General features: G+C 62.2%; 16 protein-coding genes. 10 read left to right on the forward strand and 6 right to left on the reverse strand.

The features are described from left to right. Positions 1-105: 105 nt before the first annotated feature. Positions 106-786 (forward strand): endonuclease V, encoded by a 681-nt coding sequence (locus ABD833_RS11065; RefSeq protein WP_345073006.1) that lies wholly within the window; start codon positions 106-108, stop codon positions 784-786. On the opposite strand, the gene ABD833_RS11070 is transcribed toward ABD833_RS11065, so the two are convergent. Both ABD833_RS11070 and ABD833_RS11075 read right to left on the reverse strand, forming a co-directional pair. Then, on the reverse strand, positions 778-1656 hold the full coding sequence (locus tag ABD833_RS11070) for a glutamate--tRNA ligase family protein (protein WP_345073007.1): 879 nt from the start codon (positions 1654-1656) through the stop codon (positions 778-780). The two genes, ABD833_RS11065 and ABD833_RS11070, sit on opposite strands and share 9 nt — an antisense overlap. Before the next feature lie 287 nt (positions 1657-1943). Beyond that, positions 1944-4124 (reverse strand): S9 family peptidase, encoded by a 2181-nt coding sequence (locus ABD833_RS11075; RefSeq protein WP_345073008.1) that lies wholly within the window; start codon positions 4122-4124, stop codon positions 1944-1946. A 388-nt stretch (positions 4125-4512) separates the two neighbouring features. Here ABD833_RS11075 and ABD833_RS11080 point away from each other — a divergent pair, with 388 nt between their 5' ends. The 9 genes from ABD833_RS11080 (at position 4513) to ABD833_RS11120 (ending at position 15145) form a co-directional block, all read left to right on the forward strand. Further along, positions 4513-5340, forward strand: a complete 828-nt coding sequence (locus tag ABD833_RS11080; RefSeq protein WP_345073010.1) for a pirin family protein — start codon at positions 4513-4515, stop codon at positions 5338-5340. Between the two features lie 480 nt (positions 5341-5820). Beyond that, positions 5821-7401 (forward strand): OmpA family protein, encoded by a 1581-nt coding sequence (locus ABD833_RS11085; RefSeq protein WP_345073012.1) that lies wholly within the window; start codon positions 5821-5823, stop codon positions 7399-7401. Between the two features lie 299 nt (positions 7402-7700). Further along, the gene (locus ABD833_RS11090) at positions 7701-10154 is read left to right on the forward strand and encodes a S9 family peptidase (RefSeq protein WP_345073014.1); all 2454 of its coding nucleotides are present in this window, start codon (positions 7701-7703) and stop codon (positions 10152-10154) included. A 187-nt stretch (positions 10155-10341) separates the two neighbouring features. After that, positions 10342-10635 (forward strand): YMGG-like glycine zipper-containing protein, encoded by a 294-nt coding sequence (locus ABD833_RS11095; protein ID WP_345073015.1) that lies wholly within the window; start codon positions 10342-10344, stop codon positions 10633-10635. A 217-nt stretch (positions 10636-10852) separates the two neighbouring features. Then, entirely contained in the window at positions 10853-11986 is a 1134-nt protein-coding gene (locus ABD833_RS11100) for an extracellular catalytic domain type 1 short-chain-length polyhydroxyalkanoate depolymerase (protein WP_345073017.1), read from the forward strand. A 272-nt stretch (positions 11987-12258) separates the two neighbouring features. Then, complete coding sequence (locus ABD833_RS11105; protein ID WP_345073018.1) at positions 12259-12774, forward strand: LVIVD repeat-containing protein; 516 nt, start codon at positions 12259-12261, stop codon at positions 12772-12774. A 16-nt stretch (positions 12775-12790) separates the two neighbouring features. Then, entirely contained in the window at positions 12791-13561 is a 771-nt protein-coding gene (locus ABD833_RS11110; protein ID WP_345073020.1) for an LVIVD repeat-containing protein, read from the forward strand. Then, on the forward strand, positions 13558-14256 hold the full coding sequence (locus ABD833_RS11115) for a hypothetical protein (RefSeq protein WP_345073021.1): 699 nt from the start codon (positions 13558-13560) through the stop codon (positions 14254-14256). Before ABD833_RS11110 ends, ABD833_RS11115 begins: the two co-directional genes overlap by 4 nt. Before the next feature lie 547 nt (positions 14257-14803). Continuing rightward, positions 14804-15145 (forward strand): hypothetical protein, encoded by a 342-nt coding sequence (locus tag ABD833_RS11120; RefSeq protein ID WP_345073024.1) that lies wholly within the window; start codon positions 14804-14806, stop codon positions 15143-15145. Between the two features lie 115 nt (positions 15146-15260). Here the strand turns inward: ABD833_RS11120 and ABD833_RS11125 are convergent, their stop codons facing one another. The 4 genes from ABD833_RS11125 to ABD833_RS11140 form a co-directional block, all read right to left on the reverse strand. Further along, positions 15261-15545 (reverse strand): TIGR03643 family protein, encoded by a 285-nt coding sequence (locus ABD833_RS11125; RefSeq protein ID WP_345073025.1) that lies wholly within the window; start codon positions 15543-15545, stop codon positions 15261-15263. Positions 15546-15791: 246 nt separating this feature from the next. Further along, entirely contained in the window at positions 15792-15923 is a 132-nt protein-coding gene (locus ABD833_RS11130; RefSeq protein ID WP_345073026.1) for a hypothetical protein, read from the reverse strand. A gap of 23 nt (positions 15924-15946) precedes the next feature. Beyond that, the gene (locus tag ABD833_RS11135) at positions 15947-16297 is read right to left on the reverse strand and encodes a hypothetical protein (protein ID WP_345073028.1); all 351 of its coding nucleotides are present in this window, start codon (positions 16295-16297) and stop codon (positions 15947-15949) included. Between the two features lie 105 nt (positions 16298-16402). Further along, on the reverse strand, positions 16403-16585 hold the full coding sequence (locus ABD833_RS11140) for a hypothetical protein (protein ID WP_345073029.1): 183 nt from the start codon (positions 16583-16585) through the stop codon (positions 16403-16405). Positions 16586-16698 lie beyond the last annotated feature (113 nt).

The following is a 16698-nucleotide window of genomic DNA, read 5'->3' on the forward strand; positions in this document are numbered from 1 at the left end:
CTGCGTGAAAGCTTCCTCGCTGCCGCTACAAAAGTATTGGGGAAGGATAAGATAGCAGGTGGCGTGGCTTTTTGCTGCGCAACGACGTCCCACTCACCACTCCCCTTGTACCGCCCCTACCACCCGCCCGCCGACCCGCGCATCGTGCGGGAGCTGACCCAGGTGCAGCAGGAGCTGCGCGCCCACGTACGGCTGCTGCCGCTCAGTGCCGAGCCCGCCTTCATTGCCGGCTGCGACTCGTCGTTTCCGACGCCCGAAACCATTCTGTCGGTGTTCGTGCTGCTGCGGTTTCCGTTGCTGGAAGTGGTGAAAAAGATCTACCACGTGGGACCGGTGGAGGTGCCCTACATTCCCGGCCTGCTCTCGTTTCGGGAAGCCCCCAACGTGCTGAAAGCCTACGAAAAACTGCAGCAGCAGCCCGATATTATCATGGTCGACGGACACGGCATTGCCCACCCGCGCCGCATGGGCATTGCCGCCCACCTGGGCGTGCTGCTCGATAGGCCCACCTTCAACGTGGCCAAGCAGAAGCTTACCGGCGTGTATCAGGAACCGGCTATTACCCGCGGCAGTATCAGCCCGCTCACCGACAAAAGCGGGGAGCTGCCGGGCGAAGTTATCCGCAGCAAGGACAAGGTACGGCCGCTGTTCGTGAGCCCCGGCCACCGCTGCGACCAGGCCACGGCTACCCGCCTGACGCTGGCCTGCCGGCGCGGCTATAAGCTGCCCGAGCCCACCCGCCTGGCCGACCACTGGGCCGGGGAATTCAAGCAGGAGCTACGGTAAGGCAAGCCCGGCAAACGCCGCCCGCAGCGCCGCCAGGGATTCCGCGGCCGCCACGGGCAGCCCCAGCAGCCGGGCCACGGCCGCATATACCGGCTGTGGCGTCGCCCCTTCGCCCAGTATGCCGCTATCCGACGGCCGCTGCTGCGACTTCGACAGCTTCCGGCCAGCGGCATCGGTGAGCAGCGAATGATGATAAAACTGAATGCGCGTAGCATTGAATGGCGCGGTTTCGGGCAGCTGCCGGGCCAGCCAGAGCTGGGCGGCAGTACTGGCCTGCAAATCGAGGCCGCGCACAATCAGGTTGGTGCCCAGCCGCAAATCATCCACGACCGAAGCTATCTGGTAGGCAGCCATACCGTCCTTTTTGCGCGCTACGAAATCGGGCATGAGCTGAGCCAGCGGCACCGCGGTTTCACCCTGCCAGGCATCGGGAAAGTAGATTTCGGCTTCATCCGGCACCCGCACGCGCCAGGCCGCGCCGGGCGTGTCGAACGGCACCAACGCATCGGCGCCACCGGTGCGGGAGCGGGTGCTGGCCTGCACCAGCCCCGGCACCTGCGCCAGCCGGCGCAGCACGGCTTCATATTCGGCCTGGTGCAGCAGCTGAGAGTAGTGGCGCTCGAAATCGTCGGGGCCGGTGGGGCCCTGGTCGTAGTCGATACCCAGCCAGTCGATGGTGCGGAAGATGTTGGCCAGGTAGGCCGGGCGCAGGCGGGCGCGGTCCAGGTCGTCGATGCGCAGGTGCAGCGTGCCCTGGGCGCGGCGCGTGAGCAGCCAGGTCAGCACGAAGTTGACGGCGTTGCCCAGGTGCAGCAAGCCGCTGGGCGTGGGCGCGAGGCGGGAAATGACGGGAGAAGCGGGTAGGATCATAGCTAAAGCCAGAGCACAAGATTAGCGGGTTGTTGCTAACATCCTGCTCTCATAGTGAAGCTGTTTAGAAAGTCGGTTTCTTGTCATGCTGAGCGCAGCCGAAGCATCTCGCTCGTGTCGTTGAACGGCTCCGACGACGCGAGCGAGATGCTTCGGCTGCGCTCAGCATGACAATACCCTTGCCCGCGGGATTCCTCCGCTTCGTTCAGAGTACCGGGTTGCTACAAAGGCACAAAAAAGGCCTCCGAAGCATTTCGGAGGCCTTTTTATGCAAAATCACCTTGCGCTTAGCGGGCGCCGGGCGGGCAGTGCTCCTTCAGATATTGGGTGAAGGTGGTGGCCAGGTGGCGGCTGGTGCCTTCGCCTTCCGAGATGCTGTGGGTGCGGTTCGGGTAGGCCATCATCTGAAACGGCTTGTTATTTTTGACCAGCTCGTTGATCATCTGCTCGGCGTTGTTGTAGTGCACGTTGTCGTCGCCGGTGCCGTGGATGAGCAGCAGGTTGCCGCGCAGGTTCCTGGCGTGGTGCAGCGGCGAGTTTTCCACGAAGTACTTCCGGTCGTCGGGCAGCAGGCCCATGTAGCGCTCCTGGTAGATGTTGTCGTAGTTGAGCTGATTGTCGACGGCGGCAATGGAAATGCCGGTCTTGTAAATCTGCGGATACTGAAACAGCAGGTTGAGCGTGGACGAGCCGCCGCCACTCCAGCCCCACACCGCCACCCGGGAGGTGTCGATAAAGGCGGAGCGCTTCATCAGCTCCTGAGCGGCCATAGCCTGGTCGCGGATGTTGATTTTGCCGATGCTGTGGTAAATGGCTTTGCGCCACTCCCGGCCCTTGGGCGCCGGGGCGCCGCGGCCTTCCACCGAGGCGTAGATGTAGCCGTCGTCGGCCATGCTGCCGGCGTAGAGGCGGTTGAAGCCGGTGCCGAAACGGTCTACTACCGTCTGGCTGGCGGGCTCGCCGTACACGTAGAATACGATGGGGTACTTCTTGCTCGGGTCGAAGTTGGTGGGCTTCACCATCCAGCCGTCCATGGTCACGCCATCGGCGGTTTTCACCTGGAAGAACTCCGCCTTGGGCAGCTTGATGCTCTTGGCGCGCTCCGGGATTTCACCCCCGCTCAGCCGCTTGTGGTCGGGCAGCGCCACCACGTCGGAAACGGGGTAAGTGGTGCTGTTGGAGAAGTTGTGCAGGGCCAGCTTGCCGTTGGGGGAAATGTCGTAGCCGTGCGAACCGGCCAGCTCCTTCGGCGACACGCGCTCGGCCTTGCCGCCTTTCAGCGCCACTTTGTACAGGTAGGTCTGGGTGGCGTTTTCGGGCGAGGCCGTGAAGTAGATCATGCCGTTTTTCTCGTCCACCAGGCTCAGCTCAATCACGTCGTAGTCGCCCTTGGTGAGCAGCTTCTCCTGGCCTTTGCGGTCGATGGCGTAGATGTGGCGCCAGCCGTCCTTTTCGCTGAGCCAGATAAAGCGCTTGCCGCCCTCAATCCAGTCCCAGCCCATGGCTTCTTTTTTAGCATCCACCCAGGCTTTGTCGCTTTCGCTGTAGAGCGGCTTCACCTCGCCGGTAGCGGCGGTGGCGAGCATGATTTTGCTTTCGTTCTGGCGGCGGTTCAGCTGCTGAATGATGAGCTCGGTGGAATTTTTGGCCCACTCCATGCGCGGCAGGTAGTTCTGCACCGCGTCGCCGGGGATTTTCATCCACGTCGTGGCGCCGCCCTGCACGGGTACCACGCCGATGCGGGCCATGCTGGGGTCTTCGCCCACCACCGGATACTCTACCGGCACCGTGAAGGGGTAGAGCTGATCGGTGGTGTTCAGCATCAGGTAGTTCTTGGTCCTGGCCGCGTCGAGCTGCCAGTAAGCCAGGCTCTGGCTGTTGGGCGCCCAGCGGAACCCGTCGCGGGCGTCCAGCTCCTCCTCGTACACCCAGTCGAAGGTGCCGTTGATGAGGGTCAGGGTGCCGTCGGTGGTCAGGGGCTTGATGGCGCTGCTGGCCAGATCTTCCACGTACAGGTTATGCTCGCTCACGTAGGCCACGTGCTTGCCGTCGGGCGAGAACTTGGCAAACATCAGCGACGACTCGGGCCGGCCCTTGCCGAGCTGCTTCAGGGTTTTGGCGCTGGTATCGTACACCCAGTAGTCGCCGCGGGTATCGTAGCGCCACACTTTTTTGGTGTTGGTATGGATGAGCACTTTCTGGCCGTCTTCCGAAAGCGCGAAGCGGCGCACTTCCAGCGGGGCCGTCTGGCCCTGGGGAGTGAGCTGAGCCTTGCTGACCAGCACCACGCGCTTGGTGCCGTCGCGGGCGTCGAGCTGCACGATTTCGTCCTTGTCGGCCTGCATGTAGCCATAACCATCTTTGGTCCATTGGGTGCCGGGACCGAACTGGGCACCGGCTGGTCCCGACCATATCAGCTGGAAAAGAACAGCCGCAGCGGCCGCTTTCCGCGTGAAATTTCTGAGCATAAATAACTTCTTAGGGAGTAGAAGGGTGAGAAAGGAAAGGCAAATTACGCAATGCATCCTATTGTGATGATAGTCCGGGTCCAAGACCTGGCCCCGCAAACCCCGACCAGCTTACCCCGGAACCGACAACTGACGGGCGGGGCTGCCTAACGTTGCTTAATCCGGCCAGACTGGCATTGCCGGCCCGCCAGAAAACCCTGTTTAAACTTCCCGGCCTTATCTATGTGTGCACCCATATCAACCCGGCAACCGGTAGCTCGCCGCTTTCCTTTCCGCTTTTGTCATGCCAGCTGTCCTGCCCCCCCCCCACTCCCGCGGCCACGCCAGCCACGGCTGGCTCAACTCCTACCACACCTTCAGCTTTGCCGGCTACCGCGACCGGGAGTGAATGAATTTCGGCGTGCTGCGCGTACTCAACGATGATACCGTAGCCGCCGGCATGAGCTTCGGCACCCACTCGCACGACAACCTGGAAATCATCAGCATCCCGCTGTCCGGCGACCTGGAGCACAGGGACAACACGGGCACCCAGGCCGTTATCCGCCGTGGCGACGTGCAGGTGATGAGCGCGGACACCGGCATTGCCCACAGCGAGAAAACCCACCGCCGCGACCAGGAAGTGCAGTTCCTGCAGCTCTGGGTATTCCCCAACAAGCGCGGCGTGCCGCCCCGCTACGATCAGCAGACCTTCCGCGCTGAGGACCGGCACAATCGGTTTCAGCAGGTGATTTCGCCCTCGTCCGACGATGCCGGGGTCTGGATTCACCAGGATACCTGGTTCAGCCTCGGCAACTTCGAGCCCGGCACCACGGCCGTCTACACCGTCCAGAAGCCGGGCAACGGCGTGAATGTCTTCGTACTCGAGGGCGACGTGACCATCAACGGCCAGCCGCTGCACCGCCACGACGGGTTCGGCCTCTGGCAAACCGAATTGTTCCGCCTGAAGGCCGACAGCAACGAGGAAGGCCCGGCCCATTGCTGGATCAACCAGAATGCCCGGCTTTCTCCGGGCTACTGCGAGGCCGGCCGGTCAGTATCGTATTCCCTGAATCCGCTCAATAAATGCGTGTTCGTCTTTCTGATGACGGGCAATATCGTGGTGAACGGCCAGATACTGGACAAGTGTGACAGCATAGGCCTCTGGGATGTTGGTCTGGTAACGATAGCATACCCGGCAGAAAGCCGCTTCCTTATCATTGAGGCGCCGATTAACTAAGCAGCCCTGGTGCTACCGCCCAAAGCCTCTCCTGCGGGAGGGGCTTTGGGCGGTAGCACCACAGAGGAGCCCGGGCAACTATGGCAGGAGAAACCCTGGCCCGGTCTTTTTCTTCGGGCTGTGTCCACCCTGCAGGTATATCTTGGGCTCTACTTTTCAACTACCGTAACTTCTGCTGCCAAGGCTAAGGCTATACCCGGCTGAAATTCCTCGCTCTGTCTTTATCCCGGACGGGTTATAGACAAACAGGCTGACCCTCACATTATTATTCCCCGCTTCACCCCGCGCAGCCCCTGGCTGATGCCACCCCCTGGCGGTTACCGCTGTTCCATCAGCTTGGCAAGCTCTTCCGTAGCCGGCAGGCCTGCTACCAGAGGGGGGAGTGATCAGGCCGCATTTTACAACAACCTTATGGTTCGGGGGGCGGTATATAGGCTCAACTCAATAAATCGTGAGTTTGACTTTTCAACCCTGTTCCCTATGAAACTACCTCTTACATCCGCTGCGAAGGCCCTCGGGCTCGGCCTGGCGTTGGTGGCTGCCCTGCCCCACCCGGGACAGGCACAAAGCTCCGAACGAAAAACAGGTATCAGCCTGTACGGTACCACCTGGCAGTACCATGGCGATCTGGGCTCCGAGTGGTACAAGAACGACAAGATTGAGTTCGGTGCCGGCCTCAAAATCAGCCGCTACCTCACGCCCGGTATTGATCTGGGCCTGGACATGAGCTACGGCGAAATGGCCTTCTCCGGCACGCCACCAAAAAACCGGCAGTTTAACTTCAGCGGCTTCCGGGCCAATGTGGTGAACATCGGCGTTCCGATCAAGCTGAAGCTGAACAACGGCTGGGCCTTCAAGGAGGAATCCGTTATTGCCCCCTATCTGAGTTTGACGCCCGGCGTGTTTTTCGCCAGCACCGACCGCTTCAAGGTCGGCGGCGGCGCTCCTGACAACCGGGACCTGTACGCCTGGGATCTGAAAGGCGCAGCCGGTATCACCTTCCAGTTCTCGCCCGCCGTGTCGGTGTTCGTCGAAACGAGCCAGCACTACGCTACGACCGATCAGATCGATGGCATCACCCCGAAAGGCAACATCAACGACCGCTACCTGCAGCACTCCGCTGGTCTGACTTTCAATCTGGGTAAGACCATTGATACCGACGGCGACGGCGTAAGCGACAAGAAAGACAAATGCCCCGGCACGCCAACCGGCGTAGCCGTTGACGCTACCGGTTGCCCACTCGATGGCGACGCCGACGGCGTTCCGGATTACCAGGATAAGTGCCCGACCGAAAAAGGCCTGGCGGCCCTCGAAGGCTGCCCCGACCGCGACGGTGATGGGGTGCGCGACGGCGACGACGCCTGCCCGGATACCCCCGGCAAAGCGGAGCTTAAAGGCTGCCCGGATGCTGACGGCGACGGCGTAACCGATGCCAACGATAAGTGCCCGGGTACTCCCGCCGGTGTCGCGGTTGATGCTACGGGTTGCCCACTCGACCGTGATGGTGACGGCGTTCCGGATTACCAGGACCGTTGCCCAGCCCGTCCAGGCCCAGCCTCGAATAAAGGCTGCCCGGAAATGAAGGTGGAAGAGAAGAAAAAGCTGCAGGAAGCCACCAAGTACATCCAGTTCGAGTTCGATAAGGCGACGCTGAAGCCGATTTCGTTCCCAACCCTGAATGGCCTGGTTGAGATTCTGAATGCTTATCCGGACTACTCGCTCGGCATCTCGGCTCACGCCGACAACAAAGGTGACGACGCCTACAACCTGCGCCTGTCCGACCAGCGCGCTGCCTCGGCCCGTACCTACATGCTCAGCAAAGGGGTTGACGCCGACCGCATCGTGTCGCATGGCTACGGCGAAACCAAGCCGATTGCCGACAACGCCAAGGAATCCGGCCGCGCCATCAACCGCCGCGTCGAGTTCGATGTGTACCTGCCCGGCGACCCGAACCCGGCCGAAACCAAGTACGGTCCGGCCCCGGAAATCCCCGCTGCTCCCGTGAAAGCGGCTCCGGTGAAGAAAGCCCCGGTGAAAAAAGCTCCGGTCCGGAGAAAATAAAGCTCCGACCTCCGGGTCAGTAATTCAGAAAGCGGCCGGCTCCATAGCTGGCCGCTTTTTTTGTACCCTCCGCCCCGGCGCTGCTTTGCCGGTTTTAGACTTATACCAAGCCTGGCCACTTCCGTCAAGGCGCTGGAATTCAGCTTTTACAGCGTTTCAGCGCGGCTGGTGGCATCTGCCCGGAAAATATCCCGGCTGATGGCCTCGGGTTAAAAAATTAATTACCAGCCTTCTGAGCACCTATTTCCTATCTTCGAAGACGCTTATCTCCTCCTGACTCGCCACGTTTCAATCTGAGCATGAAAAAATTCTACCTGACGCTTATTTTAGGATTTTGTCAGTGGGCCGCCTGGGCGCAGGACGTGATGTACCAGACGCCGCCCAGGGCTATTACCGACCTGGTGACGGCACCGGCCCTGCCCAGGGTCAGCGTGGCGTCGAATGGCGAGTGGCTGCTGCTGATGAGCGTGCAGGAGATGCCCGGCATAGCGGAGCTGGCCCAGCCCGAGCTACGGCTCGCGGGCCTGCGCCTGAATCCGCGCACAAATGGCCCGAGCCGCGTTACCTACCTCACCGACCTGCGCCTGCGCCACCTGCCGGCCGGGAAGGAGCTGCTGGTGCAGGGGCTGCCGGCCAAAGCCCGCCTCAGCGAAATCAGCTGGTCGCCCGACAACACCAAGATTGCGTTTACCCACACCACGGCCAATCACATCGAGCTGTGGATTGTGGACGTCGCTTCGGCTTCGGCCCGCCTGATGCCCAACCTGTTTCTGAACGGCGTGTTCGGCTCGTCTTACCAGTGGCTGGCGGACAGCCATACGCTGCTGGCCCGCGCCATTGTGGGCGGCCGCGGCGAAATGCCGGTTATCAGTGCCGTCCCCATGGGTCCCATCGTGCAGGAAAACGCCGGCAAAAAGGCGGCGGCCCGCACCTATCAGGACCTGTTGAAAAATCCGGGCGATGAAAAGCTGTTCGATTACTATGCCGCGGCGCAGCTGGTGAAGGTGGACTTGCTGGGCCGCATGCAGCCCGTGGGCGAGCCGGGCATTATTCAAAGTGCGGTGCCCTCCCCCAGTGGGCAATATGTACTGGTCAAAACCCGGCAGCGGCCTTATTCCTACACCCTGCCCGTCAGCAGCTTCCCCCAGCAGGTGAAAATCCTGGGTCTGGACGGCCTGCTGGTGAAAACCCTGGCCGAGCTACCCCTAGCCGATAACCTGCCAACCAGCTTCGACGCGGTGCCTACCGGAGCCCGGGAGCACGGCTGGCGCGACGACGTACCCGCCACCGTATACTGGGTGGAAGCCCAGGACGGCGGCGACCCGAAAGCCCCGGCCGCCATCCGCGACAAGCTCTTCACCCTCGCCTCTCCTTTCACGGCCGACGCCCAGGAGCTGGTGGCCCTGCCCCTGCGCTACCGTAACATCATCTGGGGCACCAACAGCCTGGCCCTGGTAGAAGGCTACCGCTGGGCCGACCGCCAGGAGACGACCTGGGCCATTAGTCCCACGGCCAAAAGCGCCCCGGTGGTGCTCTCCAGCCGGTCGTCGCAGGATGCTTATGCTAACCCCGGCACCCCGTTCGAGGTCCGCAACGCGGCCGGCCGCGCCGTGCTGGCCACGGATGCCAAAAGCGAAAAAGTGTATTTCCTCGGCGCCGGTGCTTCAGCCCAGGGCGACCAGCCCTTCGTGGCTGAGATGGACCTGAAAAGCAAAAAAACCGAGCGGTGGTGGCAGTCGGCGGCCCCGTATTACGAAGTACCGGTAACTATCCTCAACCTAGCCCGGCGCGAGCTGCTGACCCGGCGCGAGGCAGTCCAGGAAAACCCGAATTACTACCTGCGCGAAGTGCGGAAGCAGAAGCTCACGGCCCTGACCAGATTCCCCAATCCCTACGCGGGAGTCGGGAACCTGACCAAGCAGGTGCTCAGGTACAAGCGGGCCGATGGCGTGGAGCTGACGGCTAACCTGTATCTGCCGCCGAATTACAAGAAGGAAAACGGCGCGCTGCCCACGCTCATGGAGGCTTACCCGGTGGAATTTAAGGACCGCACCAACGCCGGCCAGGTGAAAGGCTCCCCCTATGCCTTCGCCCGCCTGACCTGGGGCTCGCCCATTTTCTGGGTAACCCAGGGTTACGCCGTACTGCAGGCTACGTCCATTCCGATTGTGGGCGAAGGCAAGCTGGAACCCAACGACACCTACACCGAGCAGCTGGTAGCCAGCGCCCGGGCCGCCATCGAAGAAGGTACCCGCCTGGGCGTGGTAGACCCTAAGCGCGTAGGCGTGATGGGCCACTCCTACGGAGCCTTCATGACGGCCAACCTGCTGGCGCACACCACCCTGTTCCGGGCCGGCATTGCCCGCAGCGGCGCCTACAACCGCACGCTCACTCCCTTTGGTTTCCAGGCCGAGGAGCGCACGTACTGGGAAGCCCCGGACGTGTACAACAAGATGTCGCCTTTCGCCTACGCCGACCGGATCAAGACCCCGATTCTGCTGATTCACGGCGAAGCCGATAACAACTCGGGCACCTTCCCGCTGCAGACGGAGCGGTTTTACAGTGCCCTGAAAGGCCACGGAGCTACCGCCCGCTACGTCGTGCTGCCCTTCGAGGCCCACGGCTACGCAGCGCGGGAGTCGGTTCTGCACATGCTGTGGGAAATGAATGAGTGGCTGAACAAGTACGTGAAGAATCCGCCGGTGGTGGGTGCGGCGGCGCCCGCGCCCAATGGCCAGGGCAGCACCAACTAACCGCCGCCAGCGCTGCTGAACCACCTGACCCCGGACCATATTGGCCCGGGGTTTTTCGTTGCCCTGGTCCCGCCGCGGCCCGGCGAACAGTCTGCCCGATAGGCAAGAGCAGCAACCGGTTACAACCTGAGGCACCCTTTCTGCGTTGAACTGCCAGCGCTCGTTTTTCACACTAAATTCTACCGTCATGAAAACGTTCAAAGCGTATATAGCCCTGGTATCGGCCGTAGTGATGCTCAATGCCACAGTGGCTCCGGAAGCCGCGCAGGCGCAGACCAAGCCCAGGAAAGGATGGAGTAAAAAAGCCAAGGGCGCAGCCATCGGCGCGGGCGCGGGCGCCGTGGGCGGAGCCGTACTGGGTGGCACGAAGGGGGCCGTTATCGGCGGGGTAGCCGGGGCGGCGGCCGGGGGCCTGATTGGCCGTAAGAAAGACCGCAAAAAGGATCCGGTACGCCACGCGGAGTACTCCCGCAAAGACTAGCTTCAGCTGACGCTACCCCACCAGACCAGCAAAAAGCCCGCAGTCCGATACTGCGGGCTTTTTGCTGGTCTGGTCAGAACACGAGCTATATTCCCTGCGTAGTCCGCTATCCTCTTCCGTTCGAACGTCGGCGTCGGGAGTTTTGCGTAACTACGTCTTCCCAAAACTCCCGCTTGCTATGATCTGGCTTCGAACTACTCCCCTGCTGCTTTTTGCTTTGCTTCTCTTAGTTCCCGGGGTATCTCAGGCCCAGGCAACCGTGCAGGGCAGTATTATGAGCGGGGGCCTGCGCCGCGAGTACCGGCTCTACGTACCGGCGGCCTATTCGCCGGCCAAGGCCGTGCCGCTGCTGTTCAACCTGCACGGCTACGGCTCCAACAACGTGGAACAGGAAGCCTACGGCGACTTCCGGCCCATTGCCGACACGGCTAACTTTCTCATCGTGCATCCCAACGGGACGCTTGATGGCAACGGGTCCCGGGCCTGGAACACTTTTCTGCCGCCCGGCACCGGCGTCGATGACGTCGCGTTTCTTTCCGCCCTGATTGACCACCTGAAGCTGACGTATACCATCGATACCGACCGGATTTACAGCACCGGCATGAGCAACGGGGGCTTTATGAGCTATGAGCTGGCCTGCCAGCTGAGTGGGCGCATTACCGCCGTGGCCTCCGTTACGGGCAGCATGGCACAAAGCCGCCGGGCGGTCTGCACGCCCCAGCATCCGACGCCCATTATGGAAATTCACGGTACTGCCGATGCCACCGTGCCCTACAATGGCAACGCCTTTTTCCTGTCTATTCCGGCGGTGCTCAGCTACTGGGTGCAGTTTAATGGCTGCGCCCCCACGCCTGTCGTTACGCAGGTGCCCAATACCAATACCACCGACGGCTCTACCGCCGAACGTTCGGTCTGGGCCAATGGGCGCAACGGCAGCGTGGTCGAGCACTACCGCATCATCGGCGGCGGGCATACCTGGCCCGGCTCGGCCTTTACCATTGGGGTCACGAACCGCGACATCAGCGCCAGCCGGGAAATATGGCGCTTTCTGCGGCCCTACCGGCTGAGCCGCCTGGCCACCCCCCTCACTGCGTCTGCTCCCGCCGAAGCCGCCGGGGTGAACAGCTACCCCAACCCGTTCACCAGCCAGCTTATCCTCCGCGCCGGCACCAGCCGGCAGCCGGGCCGGGTGACGGTCGTTGATGCGCGGGGCCGTAAAATGCCGGTACTGCTTCAAGCTGCCGCCGACGGCACGTTGCGTATTTCCACGGCCACCTGGCCGGCGGGCGTATACCTGCTGCGTACCGAGGTGAACGGCCGGGCCTATTCCCAGAAGCTGCTGAAGCACTAGCTCAGGCCCCCGGGTTCCGGGCCTCCGCCACCTACCACCAACGTCTCCGTACCGGGGCCGGCCAGGTATCGGGCGCTGCTCACCCACCGTCCGCAATGCCGGCCTGGGTGGCCCGCGCCCCGGAAATACGGCTTTGGCCGTGTGCCTATCGGCTACCGGCCGCCTCCCGCTACGCATAATTTTGTCCTTTCTGCTTCCGATGCAACCTTGCATCCTGATTGAGGATCCCGCTGATACCCGGTCTTTTCCCTTAGCCTGTTTTCATTTGAACTATGCGGCGACTCTACTCTTTACTCCTCGGCAGCAGCCTGTTGTTTTGCCTCAGTGCCTGCCCCCTTATCGACCCTGGTGACAGGATAGCCCTGCCCCGCTACAAGCCGCTGCTCATGGCCCGGTCGCAGCTGGAGCAGGCCGTAGCAGTTCTGCCGCCCCAGGCGCTGCGCAACACCGGCAAAATATACCTGCGCGACCCCTACATCTACATCAACGAGCGGTACGAGGGCCTGCACATCATCGACAACCACGACCCGACCCACCCCGAGCCGGTGGCGTTTCTGCGTATTCCCGGCAACGTGGACGTGGCCATGAAGGGCTCTCTGCTCTATGCCGACAGCGGCCCCGACCTGCTGACCTTCGACCTGACCGATGTTCGCCAGGCCCGCTTGCTGCACCGCGTCCGCGAGGCGGTGCCGGAGCTGCCCATGCCCGAACTCGGCGACGTGCCCACCGAGTATCAGCCTCAGCACCGCCCGGCCGATGCCGTGGTGGTAGGCTGGCAGAAACTATAATCCTACGCCCATTCCTATGCGCCTTTCCGCTCCTCTCCTGACCCGCTTCATCGCCAGCCTGCTGCTGCTCGCCGGCCTGGCCTCCTGCGCCAGCAACGACGCCAGCCCGGCCAGTGCCGACCGCGCCGCCGACAACGGCCGGGGCGGTTCCCTGGCCCGCTTTACCGTGCTCGGCAATACCCTCTACGTAGTCGACAACCAGAGCCTGCGCCTGTTCAGCCTGGCCACCCCTGGCGCCCCGGCCCGCGGCCCGGTGGTCAATCTGAATCTGGGCATCGAAACCATTTACCCGCGCGCGCCCTACCTGTTTTTAGGCACCCAGCGGGGCATGTACATTTTCGATGCTTCGATCCCGGCCGCGCCCGAGCAGCTGGCCTACTACGAGCACGTGATGAGCTGCGACCCGGTGGTGGTCGACGACCGGTATGCTTACGTGACGCTGCGCGACGGCCGCACCTGCGGTGGGGGCATCAACCAGCTTCAGGTCGTTGACCTAACCAACCTGCGGGCCCCGCGCCTGGCCCAGGTTTACCCCATGGAGCACCCTATGGGCCTCGGCGTCGACAGTACCCTGCTGTTCGTGTGCGACAAAAACCAGCTTAAGGTCTTCAACACCCAGAACGCCCCCCGGCTGCTGCCTTTACAGACGTTCAGCGTGAATGTATCCGACGTCATTCCCCACCGGGGCAACCTGCTGGCTATCGGTCCTGACGGCCTGTACCAGTACCGCTATCAGGGCGGCGTGCTTACGCCCCTGAGCAAGCTACCCATCACCCCGGCGCTTTGAGGTACCGGGTCCTGCTTTATCGGGCAGCCCGCTGGCGGGTCCTTGGGTTGCTGGCCGGCCTGGGGTATCAGGCCGCGGCCCAGTCCCAGGTCTCCCCGGCTACGAAGGCCCGGGGGCTGGCCCTCAAGGCCGAGCTGACCCCGGTGCTGGCGGGCGGCTACCATCTCAGCCTGGAAAAAGCCTGGGGAACCAGCTTCCGGCACAGCTTCAGCCTCACGCCCCAGCTCTACGGGGGCCCCGTGGGCGAGCTTACTTCCACCCTGAGCGAAGGCGGCCACGACCGGGTCCGGGGCTTTGGCTTCGCCGGGCAGTATCGGCACTACCTGAACCCCCAGCCCCAGCCGCTGGCGGGCGTATACGTGGCCGGCGGCCCCCACTACCAACGCTTCCGGCTGACTTTCCAGGCCCGGGAATGGCAGGCCGAGCCCGGCCCCAACGGCCTGGCCTATTACGAATACCGCCTGCGCGACCAGGTCGAAACCATCACCCGTTTCGGCGCGGCGGTGGTGGTGGGCAAGCAGGTGTTCCTGGGGGAGTCCCCGGTGTTTCTGGACCTGTATTTTGGTATGGGCTGGCGCACCACCCGAACCACTACCAGTGCGCCCACTGCCGGCCGCTACGCTTCCGGCCTGAGCGACTATGGCCACGCGGGCTTTTACCTGCCCGCCGGGGTAAAGCTGGGCGTAGCCTGGTAAGAAACCACGAGTGGGCCGCTCGGCAAAAGGTCCGGGGCCGACGAAACTACTGCCCGGACGCTTGAGCCAGCTACGGGCGCGGCTGGTGGTCGTGGCAAACGCTTTATCGGCTCCTCCCGACTTATCCAACGGAGGGTTGCTTCCCTGATTCCTGGCTCATTATCAGCCCGCAAGCCGGATGGCAATGCTCCAGTTGGGCGCTGCCAGACTCAACCCGGCTACTCAGGGGGTACACCCAGGCGTAAGTGCCACTACCCCGCGGCAAGAGTGACAACAAGCCTGAACACCACGGGTGACAGCAGCGATGAGCACTATTAATTTTTTGCTAATAATTTTTATTTGTACAGGATTTAGTCAATTACTGCCTTGGGTGAAGCCCTCAAATATATCGGCAATGGCGCTACCGTTGTTGTGGCCACTATCGTACCGACACCGCCCGGAGGGGAATATGTTTTACCACGCTTTGTTTGAGCATCTGACCGTTAACCTCCAGGCTATTGCGGAGTAGTAGGGTAGTAATTTCTTTCCAACCAAAACCCTCACTATTATGGATTCGTCCACCTCCAAATCAAACAGCCAACTCGACGCCACCCTTCAAGCCCTTGGCGGAGGTCTTAGTGCCGCTGCCCCGGCGGCTGCCGGCAACATCGACAGCTGGATTTCTACCCTGAACGGAGCCGGTAGCCCGGCTCTAAGCGCCATTTCCTCGGAGCTGGAAAACCTGAAAAGCGCCATTGACAGCGGCGATGGTTCCCAGATCGGCCAGTCGCTGAAAACCCTGGGTGAGCATACCACCAAAGCTGCTGACAGCGCTACGCCCGATGCGCAGGCTCAACTGCGGCAGCTGGGCCAGACTCTAAGCTCCGCGGCTACTTCGCTGCAGGCATAGGTTCCCCGGATTCCTTACCAAAACGCGCTGCTCCACTAGCTGGGGCAGCGCGTTTTTGCTGGGGCGGAGGCGGCACCCTGTTCCAATCAGGCAACCGCAGGATTGGCGGCGGTGCCTACCTCCGTTTGGAAATTTTATTGAAGGTTATTTTGCGTTGCAGAGTTGATTTGAAGCGCGCATCGTCCACGGCGCTTTTGGCCTGATGCTTCGTAGTCCGGCCCTGCACCCGCGCCCGCCACATCCGCCACGAAGAAGCTTTCATTTCCCGGCGCATCAGCCTGATCACGTCCTGCTCGCGCAGGCCAAACTGCTGGAAAATGGCCTCGAAGGGGGTCCGGTCTTCCCAGGCCATTTCAATCACCCGGTCAATGTCCGGATCGGTCAGTATGGGGTCTTTCATGAGTTGCTTCGTCCACCATCCGGCACAGTGAGTCGGTGGTGGTAGCAGGCAAACAATTAAGCAGCGTTTATGGCGGGTTACTGAGGTTAATTCGTCCGGCGGAGAGTTTGAAAAAAGTGCTGACCGCCGTGCCTGACGCTGATTCAGGGCTGGCTACTCCGGGGGCAAAGCAGAAGCTGGCAGCACAAAAAAGCCAGCCCCACCGTAGTGGAGCCGGCTTTTTCGGTTCGGGGCCCGGGGCCGCAATCAGAAAGCGGCGTACGTAGTGGTAGCCGTAGCAGTGATAACGAGGCCCGACTGGGTGGTGGTCGTCGTCGTCCGGATCTGAAGCGTGGCGGCGGTGAGCTGGAGCACTTCCGCAGTAACGGTTTTGGGCATGCCGTTCACCGTGCCGGACGCCGTCAGCTCCGTCCCGCCGCATTGAAGGACCAGGTAGCCGTCTGGGTTTGCGGGGCGCTGGTAGAGCACCTGGTTGCCCTCTCGTCGGTTACGGCGGTTTTGTCGGCGTTGTCCTTGTAGAAGTTATCCTTTTCGCAGGCCGGCATTTGCTTGAAGCCATCGACCGTGATGGTGTTGCCCATGAACGTGGTAGCGCCTACCACGGCCGTGATACGCCAGTTTTTGGCCGTCAGCAGGGTTTCCTTGGCCGTCAGGGTCGGAGCGGGTTTAGCCTGGCCGGACTCGTCCTTGCTGCAACCCGCCAGCAGCAGGGTCAGGCTCAGCCCCAGGGCATAGAAGTAATCGTGTTTCACGAAATGAGGAATAAGAAGGAAAACAAAGAGAATTGAGCCAGGGCCATGGAACGGTCAAAACCAGGGAATAACCCGGTGGCTGGTTGATAGCGCGGCGGGAATATGTCACTCCCGTCCTGATCTGCTCCCCGAAACGGGGGCCGACGGGATTAAGTCGCCGGCCCGCTCCCGGCCCAGGCTCGGGGGCAAGGTCAGCTTCTTCTCCAGCCTGGTCCGGCCCGAGTCGATGCCGGCCACTCTGCTGAACACGCCGCGGCACGCCGCCACGCGGTAAGCAACTGCAGGCACCCCGCCTCCCGGCTACTGCGACCGGGCGGCGGGGGCAGCACGACGAAAAGTAGCTCCACCAGCTTGCGCCCGCGCCCCGTCCTGCCGCCCGCCGCCGCCCCGCGCCCGGCGGG

It is taken from the genome of Hymenobacter fastidiosus, assembly GCF_039539565.1.
Lineage (GTDB): Bacteria > Bacteroidota > Bacteroidia > Cytophagales > Hymenobacteraceae > Hymenobacter > Hymenobacter fastidiosus.

Coding starts and splice junctions, on each gene's coding strand:
- ABD833_RS11070 (WP_345073007.1), bottom strand. CDS start 1,656: ATGATCCTACCCGCTTCTCCCGTCATTTCCCGCCTCGCGCCCACGCCC.
- ABD833_RS11075 (WP_345073008.1), bottom strand. CDS start 4,124: ATGCTCAGAAATTTCACGCGGAAAGCGGCCGCTGCGGCTGTTCTTTTC.
- ABD833_RS11080 (WP_345073010.1), top strand. CDS start 4,513: ATGAATTTCGGCGTGCTGCGCGTACTCAACGATGATACCGTAGCCGCC.
- ABD833_RS11085 (WP_345073012.1), top strand. CDS start 5,821: ATGAAACTACCTCTTACATCCGCTGCGAAGGCCCTCGGGCTCGGCCTG.
- ABD833_RS11090 (WP_345073014.1), top strand. CDS start 7,701: ATGAAAAAATTCTACCTGACGCTTATTTTAGGATTTTGTCAGTGGGCC.
- ABD833_RS11095 (WP_345073015.1), top strand. CDS start 10,342: ATGAAAACGTTCAAAGCGTATATAGCCCTGGTATCGGCCGTAGTGATG.
- ABD833_RS11105 (WP_345073018.1), top strand. CDS start 12,259: ATGCGGCGACTCTACTCTTTACTCCTCGGCAGCAGCCTGTTGTTTTGC.
- ABD833_RS11110 (WP_345073020.1), top strand. CDS start 12,791: ATGCGCCTTTCCGCTCCTCTCCTGACCCGCTTCATCGCCAGCCTGCTG.
- ABD833_RS11120 (WP_345073024.1), top strand. CDS start 14,804: ATGGATTCGTCCACCTCCAAATCAAACAGCCAACTCGACGCCACCCTT.
- ABD833_RS11125 (WP_345073025.1), bottom strand. CDS start 15,545: ATGAAAGACCCCATACTGACCGATCCGGACATTGACCGGGTGATTGAA.
- ABD833_RS11130 (WP_345073026.1), bottom strand. CDS start 15,923: ATGCCCAAAACCGTTACTGCGGAAGTGCTCCAGCTCACCGCCGCCACG.